Annotated in this window: 15 protein-coding genes; 9 read left to right on the top strand and 6 right to left on the bottom strand. The window is 67.3% G+C overall.

The window, feature by feature from the left end; translation table 11 throughout:
* Nucleotides 1–134: 134 nt before the first annotated feature.
* From RIU97_RS13470 to RIU97_RS13455, 4 genes are all read left to right on the top strand, one after another.
* Entirely contained in the window at nt 135–2,522 is a 2,388-nt protein-coding gene (locus RIU97_RS13470; RefSeq protein ID WP_404956501.1) for an AAA family ATPase, read from the top strand.
* A complete protein-coding gene (locus RIU97_RS13465) occupies nt 2,519–2,902 on the top strand; it encodes a hypothetical protein (protein WP_404956500.1) in 384 nt (127 codons plus the stop codon). Before RIU97_RS13470 ends, RIU97_RS13465 begins: the two co-directional genes overlap by 4 nt.
* Nucleotides 2,903–3,088: 186 nt before the next feature.
* Nucleotides 3,089–3,373, top strand: a complete 285-nt coding sequence (locus tag RIU97_RS13460) for a hypothetical protein (protein ID WP_404956498.1) — start codon at nt 3,089–3,091, stop codon at nt 3,371–3,373.
* Nucleotides 3,374–3,439: 66 nt separating this feature from the next.
* Nucleotides 3,440–5,920, top strand: coding sequence for a helicase-associated domain-containing protein (locus RIU97_RS13455; RefSeq protein ID WP_404956496.1), 2,481 nt, complete (start codon nt 3,440–3,442; stop codon nt 5,918–5,920).
* Here RIU97_RS13455 and RIU97_RS13450 read toward each other — a convergent pair.
* Together RIU97_RS13450 and RIU97_RS13445 are read right to left on the bottom strand one after the other, a co-directional pair.
* Complete coding sequence (locus tag RIU97_RS13450; protein ID WP_404956494.1) at nt 5,904–6,110, bottom strand: DUF397 domain-containing protein; 207 nt, start codon at nt 6,108–6,110, stop codon at nt 5,904–5,906. The genes RIU97_RS13455 and RIU97_RS13450 overlap by 17 nt on opposite strands.
* A 28-nt stretch (nt 6,111–6,138) precedes the next feature.
* Nucleotides 6,139–6,888 (bottom strand): DUF5753 domain-containing protein, encoded by a 750-nt coding sequence (locus tag RIU97_RS13445; protein WP_404956492.1) that lies wholly within the window; start codon nt 6,886–6,888, stop codon nt 6,139–6,141.
* A 64-nt stretch (nt 6,889–6,952) separates the two neighbouring features.
* Between RIU97_RS13445 and RIU97_RS13440 the strand changes: the two genes are divergently transcribed.
* From RIU97_RS13440 to RIU97_RS13420, 5 genes are all read left to right on the top strand, one after another.
* Nucleotides 6,953–7,726 (top strand): tyrosine-type recombinase/integrase, encoded by a 774-nt coding sequence (locus RIU97_RS13440; RefSeq protein WP_404956490.1) that lies wholly within the window; start codon nt 6,953–6,955, stop codon nt 7,724–7,726.
* Nucleotides 7,727–7,970: 244 nt separating this feature from the next.
* A complete protein-coding gene (locus tag RIU97_RS13435; RefSeq protein WP_404956488.1) occupies nt 7,971–9,110 on the top strand; it encodes a phospholipase effector Tle1 domain-containing protein in 1,140 nt (379 codons plus the stop codon).
* Between the two features lie 134 nt (nt 9,111–9,244).
* A complete protein-coding gene (locus RIU97_RS13430) occupies nt 9,245–9,895 on the top strand; it encodes a hypothetical protein (RefSeq protein WP_404956486.1) in 651 nt (216 codons plus the stop codon).
* Nucleotides 9,896–10,207: 312 nt separating this feature from the next.
* Nucleotides 10,208–11,263 carry an HNH endonuclease gene (locus RIU97_RS13425; RefSeq protein WP_404956484.1) on the top strand — a complete coding sequence of 352 codons (1,056 nt, stop codon included), beginning with the start codon at nt 10,208–10,210 and terminating at the stop codon, nt 11,261–11,263.
* 1,433 nt (nt 11,264–12,696) lie between these two features.
* Nucleotides 12,697–14,307 (top strand): P-loop NTPase fold protein, encoded by a 1,611-nt coding sequence (locus RIU97_RS13420; protein WP_404956482.1) that lies wholly within the window; start codon nt 12,697–12,699, stop codon nt 14,305–14,307.
* A 99-nt stretch (nt 14,308–14,406) separates the two neighbouring features.
* Here RIU97_RS13420 and RIU97_RS13415 read toward each other — a convergent pair whose 3' ends face one another.
* The 4 genes from RIU97_RS13415 to RIU97_RS13400 form a co-directional block, all read right to left on the bottom strand.
* On the bottom strand, nt 14,407–14,859 hold the full coding sequence (locus RIU97_RS13415) for a dCMP deaminase (protein WP_404956480.1): 453 nt from the start codon (nt 14,857–14,859) through the stop codon (nt 14,407–14,409).
* Nucleotides 14,856–15,539, bottom strand: coding sequence for a RibD family protein (locus RIU97_RS13410; RefSeq protein WP_404956478.1), 684 nt, complete (start codon nt 15,537–15,539; stop codon nt 14,856–14,858). The genes RIU97_RS13415 and RIU97_RS13410 overlap by 4 nt, the downstream gene beginning before the upstream one ends.
* 43 nt (nt 15,540–15,582) lie before the next feature.
* Nucleotides 15,583–17,001, bottom strand: a complete 1,419-nt coding sequence (locus RIU97_RS13405) for a helix-turn-helix domain-containing protein (RefSeq protein WP_404956476.1) — start codon at nt 16,999–17,001, stop codon at nt 15,583–15,585.
* A gap of 232 nt (nt 17,002–17,233) precedes the next feature.
* Nucleotides 17,234–17,611: a winged helix-turn-helix domain-containing protein gene (locus tag RIU97_RS13400; RefSeq protein WP_404956474.1), complete on the bottom strand. Its 378-nt coding sequence runs from the start codon at nt 17,609–17,611 to the stop codon at nt 17,234–17,236.
* Nucleotides 17,612–17,770: the final 159 nt, after the last annotated feature.

Here is a 17,770-nt window from a genome sequence, read left to right as displayed (position 1 = left end):
CCGGGGCACGGCGGGAAATCGGCCGAGGCTTCGTACGCCCGCTGGACGGTTCCGCCTCGCGGGGACGGTGGGCTCGGGCACCATGGGCGAGCAGCTTGATCAACACCGTCCCCGTGCCCCGGTAAGGAGCCGCCGTGAGCGACCAGCCCCACCCCTCCCTCCGTGACCTGTTACTCGGCCGCCTCGCGGCGTCCGGGCTGACCCCCGCGGCGCAGCAGTTCGTGGCCGGGCTGCTGCCCGAGGTGCGGACCAGGAGCGCCGGACGGGCCGGGCCGCTGTACCTGCGATCGATATCGGCCGCCGGATGGCGCGGCATCGGACCGGCCGCGACGCTCGACCTCGAACCCGGCCCCGGCCTCACCATCGTCGCGGGCCGCAACGGGTCGGGTAAGTCGAGCTTCGCCGAGGCCGCCGAGATGGTGCTCACCGGAGACAACTTCCGCTGGCAGGACCGGACGCAGATCTGGAAGCAGGGCTGGCGCAACCTGCACGACCACACCGCTCCGCAGGTATCCGTGCAGCTGTGCCTCGATGGCGACGGCGATCCGCTGACCGTGCACAGGAGTTGGCACGGGGACGGCCTGGAGGACTCCCGGACGGTCGTCCACCGGCCCGGCGGGCCCGAGCAGGACCCCCGCGAGGTCATCGACGCCGAAGACCTCTCCCTCTACCGGCCGTTCCTCTCGTACAGCGAGCTCGGCGCGATGATCAACGGGCGGATGAGCGCCCTGCACGACGCGCTCGCACAGATCCTCGGTCTGGACCTGCTCAGCGACGCCGACAACGAAGCCCGCGCCCGCGCGAAGAAGCTCACCGACACGGTCACGGGATCCGGTGACCTGATCCGCGCCGTGACCGCCGAACTGTCGGAGTCGGACGACCCGCGGGCCGCCGAGGCCGTGGCGGCGCTCGGCGGACGCCGGCCGGACCTCGACCGGTTGCGCGCGCTGCTCAAGGGCCGGGTCGCGACGGACGGCGCCGAACTCGCCCGGCTGCGCCGCCTCGCCGGCCTCGAAGGCCCCGACCCGCGCGAGGTGGCCGGCGCGGTCGCCCGGCTCCGGGAGGCCGCGGCCGTTGCCGAGGACGCGCGTTTCACCACCGCCGAGGACGCCAGGCAGCTGATCGAACTGCTGGAGCGCGCCCAGGACCACCGCCACCGCCACCCGCAGTCCGCCGACTGCCCCGTGTGCGGCGCCGAAAGCCGCCTCGACGAGGGCTGGTCCGTGCGCGCCCGGGAACAGGTCGAACGGCTGCGGCGGGAAGCCGCCGAGGCGCAGGCCGCCCGTACGGGCCTGGACGCCGCGGCGCGGGCCGTACGGGACCTCGTACAGCCGGTTCCGGGCTGGCTCCATGGCGATGCCTCGCCGCTCGCCCCGCTCTGGGACGAGTGGGCCGCCTGCCGGGACGTCACCGACCCGCGCGAACTCGCGGACCGGACCGAGCGCGTGGGAGCCACGCTGGCCGAAGCGTGCCGGCAGCAGAGCGAGGAAGCCGCGACCCGGATCGCGGAGCAGGACGGCCGGTGGCAGCCCCTCGCCCTGCGCCTGGCCGAATGCCTGCGCGCCGCAGAGGCGACCGAGGCCGCCCGGCCGCTCATCAAGCAGATCAAGGACGTTCGAGCATGGCTGAAGAAGGTCACTGACGAACTGCGCGAAGAACGGCTCCGGCCCTTCGCCGACCAATCGCAGGGCATCTGGAAACTGCTGTGCGAGCGCAGCAGCGTCTCGCTCGGATCGATCAGCCTCGCGGGCACCGCCACCGCGCGCAAGGTCGTGCTCGACGCCTCGGTGGACACGGTCGACGCGCCCGCGTTCGGTGTGATGAGCCAGGGCGAGCTCCACTCGCTCGCGCTCTCGCTGTTCCTCCCGCGCGCCACGCACTCCGACAGCCCCTTCGGCTTCCTGGTGATCGACGATCCCGTGCAGTCCATGGACCCGGAGAAGGTCGAAGGACTCGCCCGCGTCCTCCACTTCTGCTCCCTGCGCCGCCAGGTGGTCGTCTTCACCCACGACACCCGGCTCCAGGCGGCCATCCGCCACCTGCGCGCGCCCGCGACGATCATGCAGGTCTCCCGTCAGACCGGCTCCGTCGTACGGGTCACCCGGACCGAGGACCCGGTCTCCGCCGCGCTGGACGAGGCCCGGGCCGTGGCCGACGACCGCGACGTGCCGCAGGACGTCGCCGACCGGGTGCTGCCCCGGATATGCCGGGGAGCGCTGGAAGCCGCGTACGTGGAGCCCGCACGCCGCCGGCTGCGCGCCGACGGCTACGGCCACGACGAGATCGAGGCGAGGATCGGCAGGACGTACGAGCTCACCGAGCTGGCCGCGCTCGCGTTCTACGACAGCGGGATGGCGCCGGCCGAGGTGCTCGCCGCGGTCGCCCGGGACCACGGGCCGTGGGCACGCACCCTGATCGAGCGGTGCGACGCGGGCGCCCACGAGGCTCCCGCCCCGTCCGGTGCCCCCATGGACCTGGTCCGGGACGCCGAACGGCTCGCCAGGGCGGTGCAGAGCCGGTGACCCGGTCCCCCCTCCACCTCGTGGCCGCCGCCGGCGACCTGCTCACACCCCCACCCGGCACCGGGCCCACCCTGACGCCCGACCTGCGCGCCCGCGCCGCGGCCGCCCTGCTGAGGCTCGCCCTGGACGAGGCCATGGACGACTTCTGGCGCAGCGTCAGCCCCCGCATGGTCCACGCCAGGGCCCGGACCAAGGCCCTCTGCTTGGCCTCGTACGCGAGCCCCCCGCTGGCCCGCCAGTGGTACGCGGTCTGGTCGGCCCTCACCGCAGCCGGCCACCACCACACCTACGAACCACCGCCCACCCCGGCCGAGGTAAAGGCCTGGCACGGCGCCGTCACGGACCTCCTCCACGCCATGCCGACCTTCACCGGGCCGTGACGGCAGAACGGAGGGAAGGAACCGCACGACTTGGACACCCGCCACTACCTCAGGTCGCCACCAGCGGACTCGATCACGTCGGAACCGGGGCCCAGATCGACGACCGGCTGCGGAGATGGCTGAAGGAGCGGCCGGAGCAATACGACGTCGACGCCTTCGCCCAGGGGCGGAACGATTGCCCGAGGTGTGACCCTCTACCACGACTCCGCCACCGGGACGTCAGGAGCGTACGGACGCCGGCGGCTCCGGGAGACCACCCCGGACGGCACCTGGCACACCACCGTGATGATCCGGCAGGCCGGAACCGGACCGACCTGGTTCCAGCTGGACGCGGAGCACCTTCCCGACGACCCCGACGTCCTTCCCGTACCGGCCAGGACCCCCGGCTCGCGGAAAGTCTGCTCGACGTACTTCAGGCGCGCGAGGGGCAAACGTGACGGGCCCGCGGGCGGGCGCCTGCGCCGGCGCTGAGGGGGGGGTGAAGCGACGCGGCTGGTTCACCCCTGCGGGGTGGCCGGCCGACGCTAGGCTGGCCGGGTGAACGCGCGCACCGCCCTGGCGAAATGGCTCGGCACCCTGGATTCCGAGCGACTGACCGCCCTGTTGGAAGAGCGGGATCTGCCGCTCGCCGCCGAGCACCGGCGGGTCACCACCCTCCCCGAGCTCGCCCAGCACCTGCTCACCGACGAGTCGGTCGTCCACGGCCTGATGGCAGGCACGGCAGGGGAGTTGGCCCTGCTGGCCTCCATCGCCGCGCTGGCTCTGGAGCGGCACGGCCCTGCCGCCGGCGGCGATGCCGAGGGCGGCCCCCGGTATCCCTGGCAGCAGCACCGGCCCGTGGCGCCGGTGGAGCCCGCGGACCGGCTGGTGGCCGAGCGGGACGTACTGGCCTGGTTCGAGGCTCGGGAGAAGAGGCAGCGGGCGGAGCACACGCTCACCCGACTGCGGGAGCGCGCGCTGTTGCTTCCCGCGCCCAAGGGCAAACTGGCGCTGCCACCGCTGCTGCACGTCCGGGCCGCCGGTTTCGACGGCTACGGGCGCACCGCGGACCGGCTGTTGACCTCCGCCTACAACGCCCCCGAGGTCAAGGGGATCGCCGCGAACCTCTTCGGCGAGGGCGCGGCCCGTACCCGCGACCAGGCCCAGGAGCTGATCACCGCCCTGTTCGCCGATCCCGCCAGGGTGCGGGCCCTGGTGGCGGACGCCCCGGCCCGCGCCCGGGAGCTGCTGGACCACCTGGTTCCCGGCCCGCCGCTGCTGCGCACCCACTGCTTCGTCAGCCGGTACGGGGGCCAGTACGCGGGCCCGGACTCCAAGTACGTCTTCCGGGACGGCGGCAGCGGCGACGAGGGCACCGACTGGCTGGCCGCGCGCGGGCTGCTGATCCCCGTCGGGCTCGACCTGGTGGAACTTCCGTACGAGGTCGCGCGTGCGCTCCGAGACGAGGGCACGGCACCCGGGCCCCGCCTGGAACCGGAGCCGCTCACGGTCACCGCGCCGCTGCCGTCCGGCTGGGAGGGCGAAGGCGGCACGGCCGCCGCGGCCGCCGCCTGGCGGGCCGAACTGGTCCTGCGGGCGCTGGCCGCTCAGCCGGTCGCCATCCGCAAGGCGGGCGGGATCGCCGTCCGGGACACCAGGCGGCTGGCCAAGGCGGCCGGGGCGGACGAGACCGACACTCGGCTGTGGCTCGACCTCGCCGTGAACGCCGGGCTCGCCGCGCCCCAGGACGACGAGCCGGCCCCGGCCCCCCGGGGCCGCCGGAACCCCAAGGCACCCAAGCCCTCGGCCCGGTTGCTGCCCAGTGACCGCTACGACGCCTGGGCCGCCGCCCCGCCCGCGGGCAAGCTGCTGCCGCTGCTGGCGGCCTGGGCGGTGGTCCCCGAAGTCCTCAGCCACTGGCCGGACCCCGACGAGACCCCGGTCGCGCTCATCAGCCCGAGCGACGAGGACGCCGTGACCCTGCGCACCGGGGTACTGCGGGCTCTCGCCACCCTCCCCGACGGACAGGGCCTCACGGGGGAGGCGCGGGGATACGCCGAACTCCTCGTCCTGGCTGCATGGTTCCGGCCCGCTCTGCGCGCCCACCTGGCCGGAGACGACACCGGAACACTGACCGGTGGCGACGAACTGCTTGACCGGCTGGCCGCCACCCTGGAGGAGGCGGCCCTGCTCGGCGTGGTCGCTCACGGTGCGCTCACCCCGGTCGGGCGGGCCCTGTGCCGCCTGCTGGAGGCGGGCGCCGCCCACCACTACCCGGCCGTGCCCGGAGCGGGCGCCGACCCGGCCGCCCGAGGCTCCGAGGGCCTGGGCGAGGACCTCACCCACCGCCCCGCCCTGGCCCAGGCCGTGACCGCGCTGCGCGAGGCCCTGCACGCGGCCCTGCCCGAGCCCAGCGTCACCGCCCGCTTCCAGAGCGACCTGACCGCCACCGTCACCGGCGCGCCCGCGCCCGCCCTCGCCGACCTGCTGTCCAGCGTCGGCGATATCGAGTCCGAGGGGCACGCGGTGGTCTGGCGGATCACCGCTGCCTCCGTACGCCGGGCCCTGGACGCGGGCTGGAGCGCCGACGAACTCCTCGACCGCCTCACGGCGGCAAGCGAACGGGGCACCCCCCTGCCCCAGCCGCTGGCCTACACGATCAAGGACACCGCCCGCACCCACGGACAGCTCAAGGTCGTCCGCTCCGCCTGCTGCATCCGCTCGGACGACACCGCCCTGATCGCCGAGGTGGCCCAGGCCCGCGGCCTGACCAAACTCCGCCTCCGCCGGATCGCCCCGACGGTCCTGATCTCCACGGCCCCTCCGGAGGAGACCCTCACCGTCCTGCGCGCAGCCGGCTACGCCCCCACCCAGGAAGCCGAAACCGGCACCACGGTCATCGACCGGGCCCCCGCGGAACGTGCCCGCAGCCTCCTCCCCAGCCTGGACCAGGCCCACCCCCTGTACGGCGAACCGGCCCGCGGCGTCCCAGCCAGCGCCCGCACCCTGGCGGCCCAGCTGCTCAAGACACCTCGGTGACGAACGCCTGCCAAGCGCCGGGCCCGAACCCGATCACGGGCCCGGCAGGCCGCTTGCTGTCGCGGACGGGGACAAGGCCGGGGAGATTGTCGGCGACCTCGACGCAGTCTCCTTGGCCCCCGCTGTAGCTGCTCGTGCGCCATATCGCCGTCTTGTGGATCCCGGCCATCGTGCGGACCTCGTTGCTCATGCTCTGTGCTCCTTGGCAACACGCTGGATCAGCGCGAGTGACTCCGTTGGCGGCAATGCTGCATGCGAGCGTCATCGAAGAGCCCTCGGTAGCAGGCGACTTCCTGCTCCCGCTCCATCCAGATGTTGCCTGTGGGGGCTTCGGTGAGTACGAGGTCGAGCGACGCCAATTGCGGGAAGCTGAGCAACACGTAGGGGCCGAACATGCCCGAGTGGGCGCCGCGTGCGAACGGCAGCACCTGGACCGTGATGTTGGGACGCTCGGCCATCGCAAGCAGGTGTTCCAACTGTGCCCGCATGAGGTCCGGCCCGCCGACCTGTTGGCGCAGTGCTCCCTCAGCCAGCACCGCCCAGAACTCAATTGGGTCCGCACCTGCCAGCCGTTCCTGCCGGGCAAGCCGCACTTGGACGAACCGGTCGATCTCCTCGGCCGTCCGCCAGGCGCGAGATGCCACCGTCACTGCCCGCCCGTACTCCGGAGTCTGGAGGAGTCCAGGCACCATCTGGACCTGGTAAGTGCGGATGCTGTCGCAGATCGCCTCCATCTCGATCTGGTCCCGGTACGCGTCACTGAGCATGGAGGCGTACTCGTGCCACCACCCTTCACGCCGTCGCCTGTTCGCCCTCAGGGCAAGGGAGGTCAGGCGCTCACGGGACTCCGAGTCCGTCACCCCGTACGCCTCCATGAGCGCGACGAGATCAGGCGTGCGGACGGGGACGTGGCCGTTCTCGATGCGACCACGGGTGCTCCGGGACGTCCAGTACAGGCTCTCTTTCAAGCTGGATGACACTCCGGCGGCCGGGGAGACCTACAAGCGGCGCCGACGCGGCTTCAACACGGCCATGGAATACGCGATCGAGTCGGGCTACCTGGACGCGAACCCGCTCGCCGGGGTGAAACGGGCGGGGCCCAAGGGCGGAGACCAGGTGGACCCCCGGGTCCTGGTCAATGCCGTGCAGGGGAGGGAGCTCCTCACCGCCGTCTCCTATGTCGGCTCCGTCCACCGGAACCGCGGCCGGAGGTTGGTCGCGTTCTTCGGCTGCCAGCTCTACGCGGCGATGCGGCCGGCGGAAGCGGTCGGGCTGCGGGAGCAGGACTGCTTCCTGCCCGAGACCGGCTGGGGCACGCTCACGCTGCGGGAGACGCTGCCTGTCTCCGGCAAGAAGTGGACGGACTCGGGGAAGCGCCACGACAAGCGGGGGCTCAAGTCGCGAGAGGCCAAGGCCGACCGGCCGGTGCCCATCCCGCCGCTCCTGGTGGCGATGCTCCGCAACCACGTCGAGGAGTTCGGCACGGCCGCCGACGGCAGGCTCTTCGCCAACGAGCGTGGGGGAGTGCTCGGCACCTCCAGTTACTGGAGGGTCTGGCAGGAGGCGAGACTTCTGGCGCTCCCTCCGGACCGGGCAGCCGCGCCGCTGGCCCGCCGCCCGTACGACCTGCGGCACACCTGCATCACCAACTGGCTGAACGCGGGCGTGCCCGTCGCCGAGGTCGCTCGGCGCGCCGGCAACTCCCCGGAGGTCATCCACCGGCGGTACGAGGGGTGCATCGATGGCCATGAGGAGCTGAACAACGCGAAGATCGCGAAGGCGATGGGCTGGGGGGAACCGGGGTGAGGGTGAGGAATTGCCGACACTACTGACATGCGCGCCTCGTAATGTCGCCGACCATACCCATCGCAGCTGCGGCGAGTCCGACTCATGGGTGTCTCTGCTCAAAGATCGTCAGTAAGCCCACGACGAGTACACCCTCCCCGCCATGGGTAGCTCGGAACGACCGCTGGCCAGTCACCATTGGCCGTATGACTGTCGCAGCAGTCCGTGGGCAGACCTGCTGCCGCCTACAACCCTCGGAGGCTCGATGAAACATCTGGCTGTCTACATCGACGGCACATGGAACATTCCTCACAGCAACACGAACATTTGGCGGATGAACCTACTCACCGCACTGCACGAAACCGAGACGGCGCAACTAGCCTTCTACCACCAAGGGATTGGGCGGGACGTTAGCGACCGCCTGCGTGGCGCCTTCGGTAAAGGGATCAATGGCAGTGTTCGAAACTGCTACTCATGGATCATGGAAAACTACTGCCCGGGTGACAAGTTATTCATTCTCGGCTTCAGTAGAGGCGCCTACATTGCGCGCTCACTGACGGGGTTCATCGAACGCTGCGGCCTGTTGCGTCCTGGAACTCCATTGACCGTGCGAGAGCTCTTCGAGCGCTACCGCACGGTTCCCGAATCCAAGTCCATCTCGGACCGGGAGGGGCGAGAAGAGCAGTGGCCGATCCACCGTGACGCGGACTTGAAGCGTCATTCCCAGAAGGTCCAGATCGACTTCTTGGGTGTGTGGGACACGGTGCGCTACCACGACCTTCCCTTGGGGTCGGTCCGGGGACTCAGTCGCAGCCAGAACCTTTTCCATGCCGTGCATCCCGGTTCGGCACCGCGCAGGGTTTACCAGGCGCTTGCCGTGGATGAGCACCGGTTGGCCTACCGGCATGAACTCCTATTCCCTCACGTCGTCGTCGACGACGCCGTAGCCGTGCCCGTAGTCGAGCAGCGATGGTTCCCGGGCGCCCACTCCAACGTCGGGGGCGGCCACAAGAACGACACTCTGGCGCTACTCTTCCTCGCATGGATGCAGAAGAGTGCTGCTGCCTGCGGGCTGGAATTCAAAGAGCAGGTCGTGCTGCACGGTGACGAGCATCTGGGGCCTGTGCACGACAGCTTCAGTTCGTTCCTTGGCGGCGCCTATCGGGCCCTGTCGCGAAACAAGCGGCACTGGCGAGAGATTGGGAGCACCGACAATGCCGGGTCAGCAGCTCCCTCTCAAGGGATGAGCGAAGTCATCGACGCCAGCGTGTTTGACCGCTGGCGGAAAGACCCGGCATATCGGCCAAGGAACATCGCTGAATGGGGTAGTTGCCGAGGTCTGACGATTGGCGAACTGCACGGCACTCAGAATGCCCACCTGCTTGGGCTCAAGGCGGACGATTGAGGACGGCTCTTCGGCCCCAGCGGCGCTGTCAACGCGGTGTGTCCGCTCGCCGACCTCCCCGGCATTTCTCATCGGCGCAGCTCCGAGAGCTGCGGACAGCGACACTGCGCGGCGAGTCTCAGTAATCTGCGCTCATGCGACAAGTAATAAGATCCTTAGGTCTGTTCGCGCTGCTCATCGTCATAGCCGGGTGCGGTGGCAAGCAGACGACCACCACGACCGGTGATGTCACCACGACGATCGTGCAGGACAGCCAATGGGTCACTGCCGCGATCTCGGCCGGCGCCGTTCTCATCAGCTCGACCGCAGCGGCTTGGATCACTCACTACTTCACTGGACGGACCGAGAGGAGGAGGCAGCAGCACGCCGACGCCCTGGAGGCCGCGAAGCGCGATCACGAGGCCAAGCTGGCCCACGAGCAGCGCATTCGGGAGCAGGTGATCGCCACCTCTACGACGATCTCGAAGATGCTCCAGGACTTCCGGGCGAAGATCGGTGAGGCGACGGAAGCGCCGGAGACCTTGGCCGCCATAGGCCTCTATGACGAGTGCTTCGCGATGGTCCGCAGGCATCACGATGACGCCCTGCCCGTCATCGAGGTCATGCCGGACGCCGAACTCCGGGAGAAGGCCAACGCTGTCTTCGTCGCCTACGGGGACTGGGCGGGGGGCACGGCCGAAGCCCTCGCGAACCTCACGAGGCGCCCAGACGCCATCGGGCTCGACGGGACTCGCGAGAGCTACTACGAGCGCGCACGAGCAGTGATCAGCGAGGCGGCTGTCTGACTCACACGTCCCTCACACGGGACCAGTGCGTGACAACGACAAAGGCCCGGACTCAGTTGGACTGAGTTCGGGCCTTCATGCTTGGCACTTCAGCTGGTCAGCGTGTTGATCGCGTTGTTCCGGCTGGAGTGCCCCCGGCAGGATTCGAACCTGCGCACACGGCTCCGGAGGGCGTGCCTACGGGACCACCGAAGTGCCATCTGACCCGCGGTTTCCTCGGAACAGGCTCCCCTGGAAACCGATCTCTATCGCATACCGTGCGCGGGTGCCCGCAGACACCCTTGTCAGACCCTCCACATACACTCCGTGGCCATGGCCAAGGGACTGATCTCGCGGGACGACATCCTCAAGACGCTGGAGGAGTACGACGCCTTGGGGCGCGACACCTTCCTCGACCGGTACGGCTACCGGGAGGCCAGCACCTACCTGCTGGTGCACGAAGACAGGGAGTACGACTCCAAGGCCATCGCCGGCGTGGCCCACAAGCACCAGCACGGCGAACCGCTCACCTGGCAGCAGTTCAACGGTGGCCTCGGCGAGGCGGTGATCTGGCTCAAGCGCGAGGGCTTCAAGGTCGTAGTCTCTCGCAACCCGAAGTGGACGAGGGACGAGCTGATCCTTGCCTGCGACTTGGTCGCGCGGAACGGCTGGGAAGGCCTCGCGGCGGAGGACCCTCGCATCGCCGAGCTCTCCGCCCTTTTGCAGGTCCTTGCCGCCTATCCCGAGGAAGAGCGAGCCACCACCTATCGCAACCACAACGGAGCGGCCCGGAAGACTTACGACATCGCGACGCATCACCCCGCCTACACCGGGAAGCGCACCAACGGCGGACGGCTGGACGTTGTCGTCCTCCAGGACTTCCTTGACCGGCCGGCCGAGATGGCCCAGGCTGCCAAGCTGCTCCGCGAGGGCCTGAAGGAAGGGACCCTTGAGACAGTCTTGGCCGAGGACGATGACGATGCCGAGGACGAAGCCAGCGCCCCTGAGGGGCGCGTGCTGTACCGACGACACCGCACCCGTGAGCGCAACAAGGGGCTTCGAAAGAAGAAGATCGCCGCGGTCCTGAAAGCTGGCGGAAGCCTCGCCTGCGAGGCATGCGGCTTCGACTTCGCACTGGTCTACGGCGAGCGCGGCGAGGGCTACATCGAGTGCCACCACGTCGTCCCGTTGCACGAGGCAGGCGAAGGGACGACGAAGCTCTCAGACCTGGCACTCATCTGCTCGAACTGTCACCGCATGATCCACCGCAGCGCACCATGGCCCACGCCCGCCGAACTACGTGATCTCCTGCGGCGGCAGGCAACGAGCGTGGGGGCCTTGATGCCTGGCCCACGACTGGCAGAGACGTCGGCGACTGCTACGCGGTAACCGGAGCCACCAGCAGGCAACAGTCGTCGCGCCAGAGGTCTTAGCCGCTTCCTCTTTGCCGCAGACCGAGCGTCACAGCCGCCCAGTTGGGCCTGATCGCATGGTCCAGGCCGCTCAGGCGTGCATGTTTCCCCACCCGAAGCGTCCTGAGAACGACGCAGTGACAGCTTGGCGCCGCCGATTGGCGTGCATAGTGCGACCGCAACATCCAATATGCCGACAGAGAGCGGGTTGGGGGCGTTACGATCCCATGCCGCACGCTTGGGAGGCCGATAGTGACAAGCTCTTCAGTTGGTCCCATCTTGGCTAATAGTGGATCAATTTGGATGTACGGGGCAGAGCGTGACATTTTTAAGGCATCGATTGAGACGTGTCTTCGGCAGGCGCCCGTTAAGAAGAGGCTTGGCAAGCGTCCGGGGGTAACGGCTGCTGCTGTTCGACTCGCGATGAGCCATGAGTCGAATACGCGACTGGCTCTGGCTCCCTGCCAAAATTCGCACCTGATCTACAGGACTGCACTCACTCGCCGCCAGCTGGCGCGTCGTAGGGTGGAATCCGCGCAGAGGTTGGCTGAATGGGACCGCAGAACAGCGGTGGTATTCGCTTCCTGGGTTCTGCTTCTCACGGCCTGGACTTTCAACCTGGCACCCAATTGGGGTCTTGTAATCTTACTTTGCTGCGCGACGCTTTCTGCGGCCCTGGCGGTATGGAACCCGGATTCTCGGCTGCGCCTCCAAAATCGACTCCTACTCGGCCTTCTCTATCCAAGATACGCCTTGCATAAAATTATCGCAGACAGAAAAGGGAGGCAGTGGAAGGAGTGCCTTGATGAAGACGGTACAGGTCCGATGGTGTCACGAGTTGTCGAAGCGCTACTTGGAGATGATCCTGATTCCCTCCTTCTGCCAGATAATTACAGAGGGCTCAGGTCTTCGTACGGCTCCGCATACAGGGTAGACGGCACGGCCCTGGCGCAACTTAAGGCGAAACTCTCGCAATTCGACGGCGGGACGATTGCAGTCTGCGGACCGAGAGGGGCTGGGAAAACTACTCTCTTGGAGAGCTGCGTTGAAGACGCAGACTTGGCTGTATTTACCCAGGCTCCGGCCACGTATGCGCCTCACGATTTCCTAGTCTCGCTATTCGGTGCACTCTGTGCAGCCTATATTCGACATGAGGGATTCGAGCCGCCGAGCTTCAAGAGGCTTTCGCGAGTCAGGCGAACCTTCGGAAGTGTTGTCTCCGGAACCAAGCGGCTTGTTCGATGGTCGTTCCTAGCCATCCCTGCCGCTTGTCTAATCGTAATTGGTAGCTTTGACACTTTTCGGTCGGAGCTTCTGAGGTATCGGGGAACGGTTCAGCGGGCCGGTTCGCAGGTCTTTGAGCTATCCTCCTCGCATCTGCATGCGGCTTGGTCCGGCCAGAGTGGTGCAGTGGTCGCTATTCTCTGTGTTGGTGCGCTGCTGTGGCATCTGCGTAATTCTTATTGGTTCCTTCGCGCGGTCCTTAAGCTATTCGCGGTGTTCGTCATCGTCACCGGTGCCCTTCTAAGGGTCGTTCCGGTGGCATCGGTGGTGCTTGACTCGCAGATTAGGCGCAACGGCGAGGCGTTCTTTAATAGTGGGCGATTGCTGTATTTTCTCTGCCTCGTACTGATTCTTAGCGCAGTAGTTTTGGAGCACATGGCTGGGCGTTCGTTGACGGTAGCTGACGTTCGTGTGGTTAGCCGGCGGTTCCTCCCGCTTGCGGAAGCGGTGCTGATTGGAGGGATTCTGTGGCTTCTGCTGGCGACTCCTAGCTCCCGAGCGATCATTGGAGATGAAGACAATCCGCTGAGGCTTGTGTGTATGTTTCTTGGTCTCCTGATCGGTAAAGTGGTCGATTGGTCTCCGAAGGAGATTGAACCGAAACTGGTCACTGAGTGCCGCGATTACCTCTATCGCATCCAGACAGTTCAAAGCTCAAGTTCGACGACGACGACCGGTCTCACTCAAGTGGTTAGCGTGGGAACGGCTAACGCAACATCGGTTTCCACGATGCCGCCGAGTTTCCCTGAGCTGGTTGCTGATTTCCGCACGTGCTTGGAGAAGATTGCGCTGGAGATGCATACTTCCGGGCAGCGAGTAGTAATTGCGATCGATGAGGTTGACCGCCTAGGATCAGACCGTCAGGCCTTGGCATTCCTCGGCGAAGTAAAGGCGATTCTGGGAGTTCCTCGTGTCTTTTTCCTAGTGTCTGTCGCTGAAGACGTGGGGGCAGCCTTTGTGCGCCGCGGCCTACCGCATCGTGATGTTACCGATAGTTCACTCGATGACGTTATTCACGTCCGCCCGTGCACTCTGTCCGACTCGTCGCAGATCCTAAGGATGCGAGCTCCCGGAATCTCTTCACCGTATATCATTCTGGCCCATGCGCTGTCGGGTGGATTGCCGCGTGACCTGATTCGATACGGGCGTCAGATTATGGAGATCGGGGAATCCGTAGAAGCCTTCGAACTTTCGGAAATCTCTCGTAGTGTCGTGGTGGAGGAGCTTAGTGAAACTATTGCTGGGTTCAGGACGCTGCTAGCTAAGCAGTCTTGGACCTTCGAAAATAGCTCTTTGCTGGACGCTTTTCGCCTGATTTCCTCGCATCTTTTGTGTAGTTGTGCCGGAGGTGCCCGTGAATTGCGTCGGGCGCTCCGAGTCTTCTCCATGGCGTTGCTTGATGACGTGGCTGATGCTGACATCGAGGATTCTGCTCGCCAACTTGCTGAAGAGGCCTCGGTCTTCGCGTATTTTGCGCTGACGCTGCTGGAGATATTCGGAGAGGATGGATTTGCGCGCCGGAAGGAGGCGGCGGCGCATTCGATCAACGGAGATCCTGAAATGCTGGCAGAGGCGAGGCGTGAGCTTGCGATTTCCCCGCACAGTGCTCGGCGTCTTATTACTGGGATCAGAGGTGCTTGGGGATTGTCGGTGGAACCAATCCGCCCTGGACGACGTCGGATTTCAGCAGCCAGACCCATCGGGTGCGATGAGCGTTGCACAGCCCGCAGTCAATGATGTTGCTGCCATGGCAAGCAGGTGGGTGAGCTGGTGAGGTGTCTTTACCGGCGGATCCGCGCCTCATCTGAGGCGTGGGACGCAGGGACACCAACCCAGCTACTGCAGCAAGTGTTCGTTCACTGCGCGCGCTTGGGCGGCGAGGCTCTGAAGTTCCACGACCTCGATGCCATCGGCGCTCAGCGTCTCGACGCCCACGCAGTCGGCCACCAGGAGACTCGGCTCGCGCCAGGCGATGACCACTCGGCGAACCGGCGAGCGGAGGATCAACTGGGTGCAGGTGAGGGGGCGGGACTTGCGCTCCGAGCAAGGTTCCAACGTGCTGTATAGCGTGGCGCCGGCCAGGCGTGGGTCGTCTGCCGGGAGCTTGGCCAGGGCAGCTTCCTCGGCGTGGACGTGGGCGTCGGTCTCGCGGGAGTAGCCGTGGGTGAGTTCCTCGCCGTCGGCGCCCACGATGATGGCGCCGACCGAGAAGGCGCCCTCTGCCGGCGGGCACTTGCGGGAGAGGGCGATGGCCCGCTCCATCCAGGTCACATCGTCGGCGTGCGTCATGCGGAGCCCTCCTGCTTGGGCAGGTAGCGGAGAAGGACCACGTCGCCGATGGTGCAGGCCTCGGCGAGTTGCATTCGGTGGGTGGATCCGCCGGGGTAGGTGGCAGGGTTCAGGAAGCGGGGGGCGCCAGGGTCGCCGACGACCAGAGGGGCGATGACGAGGTGGATCTCGTCCGCCAGGCCTTGGGAGAGGAACGCCGTGTGGATCTGTCCGCCGCCCTCCACCATCAGTCGCTCTATGCCCCGGGCTCCGAGGTCGTCCAGCAGGGCACCGAAGTCGATGGCCGGGCCCGTGGAGACCACGTCCGCCAGACCGGTGAGGCGCTCGCGGAGCTTCTCTTCGCCGGCATCCGTTGTGTAGGCGAGCTTCTCTCCGCCGTGGTGCCAGAACTTCAGGTCAGCGTCCAAATCTCCGCTCGCGGAGATGGTGACCTTGAGAGGGTAGGCAGGCTTTCCTGCCGCCAGCCGTGCCGCGCGCCGCTCCTCGCTGTTCACCAGCAGTCGGGGGTTGTCGGACCGCATCGTGCCGGCGCCGATCAGGATGGCGTCCGACTCGGCGCGCACCTGGTCGACCCGGTCGAAGTCCTCGCTGTTGCTCAGCAAAAGCCGCGAGGTGCTGGTGTCGTCGATGTAGCCGTCCACGGATGTGGCCACGCTCAGCAGGACGTACGGGCGGGGCATTGGGAGTCTCCTTCAGTTGCTGGTCAGGGCGGAGGGAGCCTGTTCAGGCCTGGCGCAGTACTGCGTCGGTCAGAGCATCCTTGAAGTCGCTCACGCCAGGGACCGTACGCCATTGATCAAGTACGCCATCGAGCTGGGCCAGCTCCCGCGAGATGCGGTCAGACCCGGTCTCCTTCGCGATGGCCAGGGCCTGCAGACCCACGGAGGCTGCCTGCTCGGCCTCGCCTGCGCGGGCCAGGGAAACGGCCTCTCGGCCCAGGTAGACCCCGCGGTCGCGGTGGTAGCCGGCGGGCAGTCGGCTGATGGCATTCCGGAAGCCTGCCGCCGCTCCGTGATGGTCCCCGAGTGCAGCGAGGCTGTGTGCCCGCTGCACGTCTATGTACGCGCCGTCGAGCCAGACCCCCCACGGCGAACTGGGATCAGGGTCCATGTTGGCGAGCAGCTCCCGCGCGTGCTCGTATGCCCGTTGGGCCGTGAGCTGGTCATTCCGCAGAGCGTGACCGTGGGCCCCGTACGTAGCGGCCACTGCGGCCAGGCGACTCCTCGGCGCGGCTCGGTCTTCCGCGGCCTCGGCGACGTCTACCGCCTCGATCGGATCGTTCATGTCGCCGGCGAGTTGGCTGCGGCGCGCCAGGATGTACGTGGTCAGTTCGTCGTCGCCCGCCATGTGGGAGGCCTCCAGAGCCTCCCGCATCCAGTGCTGGGCGGCACGAAAGTCCCCGAGGTCCTGATAGAGCCAGCCGCACAGCTCGGAGTACTGGGTCTGCAGCTGGAGCAGCTGACGGCGATCGGTTCCGCGGCGATCCGCGCGCAGTGCCTTGATAGCGGCGATCTGCTGCTGAACCGTCGGTATCACCCGATGGGGACCGAACAGGTTGTCGTTGTCGATCAGCACGCGTCGCGTTGCTTGGAGGAGCTCGATTGGGTCGGCCCCGGAGGCGATGAGATCGGATCGTGGGGCAGGGCTCGCCGCTGCTGAGAGGTCGGAGGCTGCAGCGATGGCGGCACCAGCGCCAAGCGCGCCAATCAGAGCCCTTCGGGACAGTGACACGAAGATGATCCTTCCGTCATCGGAACGAACGGGGACGGACATCCCCTCCTCCGACGGTGCCTGAGTCTCCGGTTTCTCAGCCAGGGCCACAGAGCCGTTGGCCACATGGGGCCCTCGATTAGCCACATCCCCCTGGGGGAGGCCCTCAAGGCTGATCCCTTCGAGGACCGATGCGTGCAGCCGGACGAGCGAGCCGCCGGCGCCGAGCGCGTCGTCGTAAGCCCGGACCAGATCGGCTGACGCGGCCTGCCCGCCGCGCTCCACGCGGGCCATGTAGCTGGTGTTGAACAGGATCGATCGGCTGAGCTTGCCCAGCGATAAGCCCCGCTGCGTGCGCCAGGCGCGCATTTCGGCGCCGAGGTAGTGCTGAGGGCTTGCATGCGGTGTCAGGTCGTTCGGTCGCTGCCCCACTCGTCCCCCCTCATGCGGCCTATGTGGCCGCCTCTTGGCGGCCACATGGCGGATCTGTCGGTCACCCAACTGCCCGGTCTACAAAGGATGCAGAGGGCGACGACAGCCTAGCGACGCAGGTCGGAGCCCTCCATTCGATCCGAACGAAGGGAGCAAGATCGTGGCAACGGCAGCCGCTCGTGAACCCATCACGTGCCCCGGCGGCGACGGCCGGGCCGGCGCACGCCGAGAGCTACTTCTCCTCCAGCTCCACGACCCGCTCGCGGAGTTCGGCGACCTCGCCCTGGAGCCGAGCAACCTGGTCGCGAAGCTCAGCGATCGCGTTCTCCGGGCTGGCGAGCTTTGCGGCGTCGGAGGCATCCGCGGTCAAGAACGCCCCCTTGCCTTGATGGCTGACCGCGAGGCCGTCCGTCTTGAGCTGGCGGATGGCGTCGCGAGCCACGGTCACGGTGACGCCGTACGTTGCCTGGAGGTCTGCCAGGGACGGCAGCTTGCGGAACTCCGCGAACTCACCGGCCGCGATCCTCCGCCGCAGCTGCTCCGCCACCTGCTGGTAGGCGGGCTTGCCGGTCCACTCGACCATCTGCACCCCATGTCTCTTCGCTGTCACTGCCTCAGTGTGCCCAAGCGGCATAGCGAGAGCTAGCACTCGCCCTGCTCTTACTCCGACAAGGGCTTGCGCAACTCTGCCTCACAGTGCACTCTGAGGCAGAGTTGAGCTTCGCTGGAAACGCGACTTAACCGGCCGTAACTGCCGTGCAGACAGCTG

It is taken from the genome of Streptomyces sp. 147326, assembly GCF_045000215.1.
Taxonomy (GTDB): Bacteria; Actinomycetota; Actinomycetes; order Streptomycetales; family Streptomycetaceae; genus Streptomyces.
The sequence above is the reverse complement of the archived record's forward strand: the minus strand, read 5'-3'. Positions and strand labels throughout refer to the sequence as shown.

Coding starts and splice junctions, on each gene's coding strand:
- RIU97_RS13450 (WP_404956494.1), bottom strand. CDS start 6,110: ATGAGCAACGAGGTCCGCACGATGGCCGGGATCCACAAGACGGCGATA.
- RIU97_RS13440 (WP_404956490.1), top strand. CDS start 6,953: ATGGAATACGCGATCGAGTCGGGCTACCTGGACGCGAACCCGCTCGCC.
- RIU97_RS13435 (WP_404956488.1), top strand. CDS start 7,971: ATGAAACATCTGGCTGTCTACATCGACGGCACATGGAACATTCCTCAC.
- RIU97_RS13430 (WP_404956486.1), top strand. CDS start 9,245: ATGCGACAAGTAATAAGATCCTTAGGTCTGTTCGCGCTGCTCATCGTC.
- RIU97_RS13425 (WP_404956484.1), top strand. CDS start 10,208: ATGGCCAAGGGACTGATCTCGCGGGACGACATCCTCAAGACGCTGGAG.
- RIU97_RS13415 (WP_404956480.1), bottom strand. CDS start 14,859: ATGACGCACGCCGACGATGTGACCTGGATGGAGCGGGCCATCGCCCTC.
- RIU97_RS13410 (WP_404956478.1), bottom strand. CDS start 15,539: ATGCCCCGCCCGTACGTCCTGCTGAGCGTGGCCACATCCGTGGACGGC.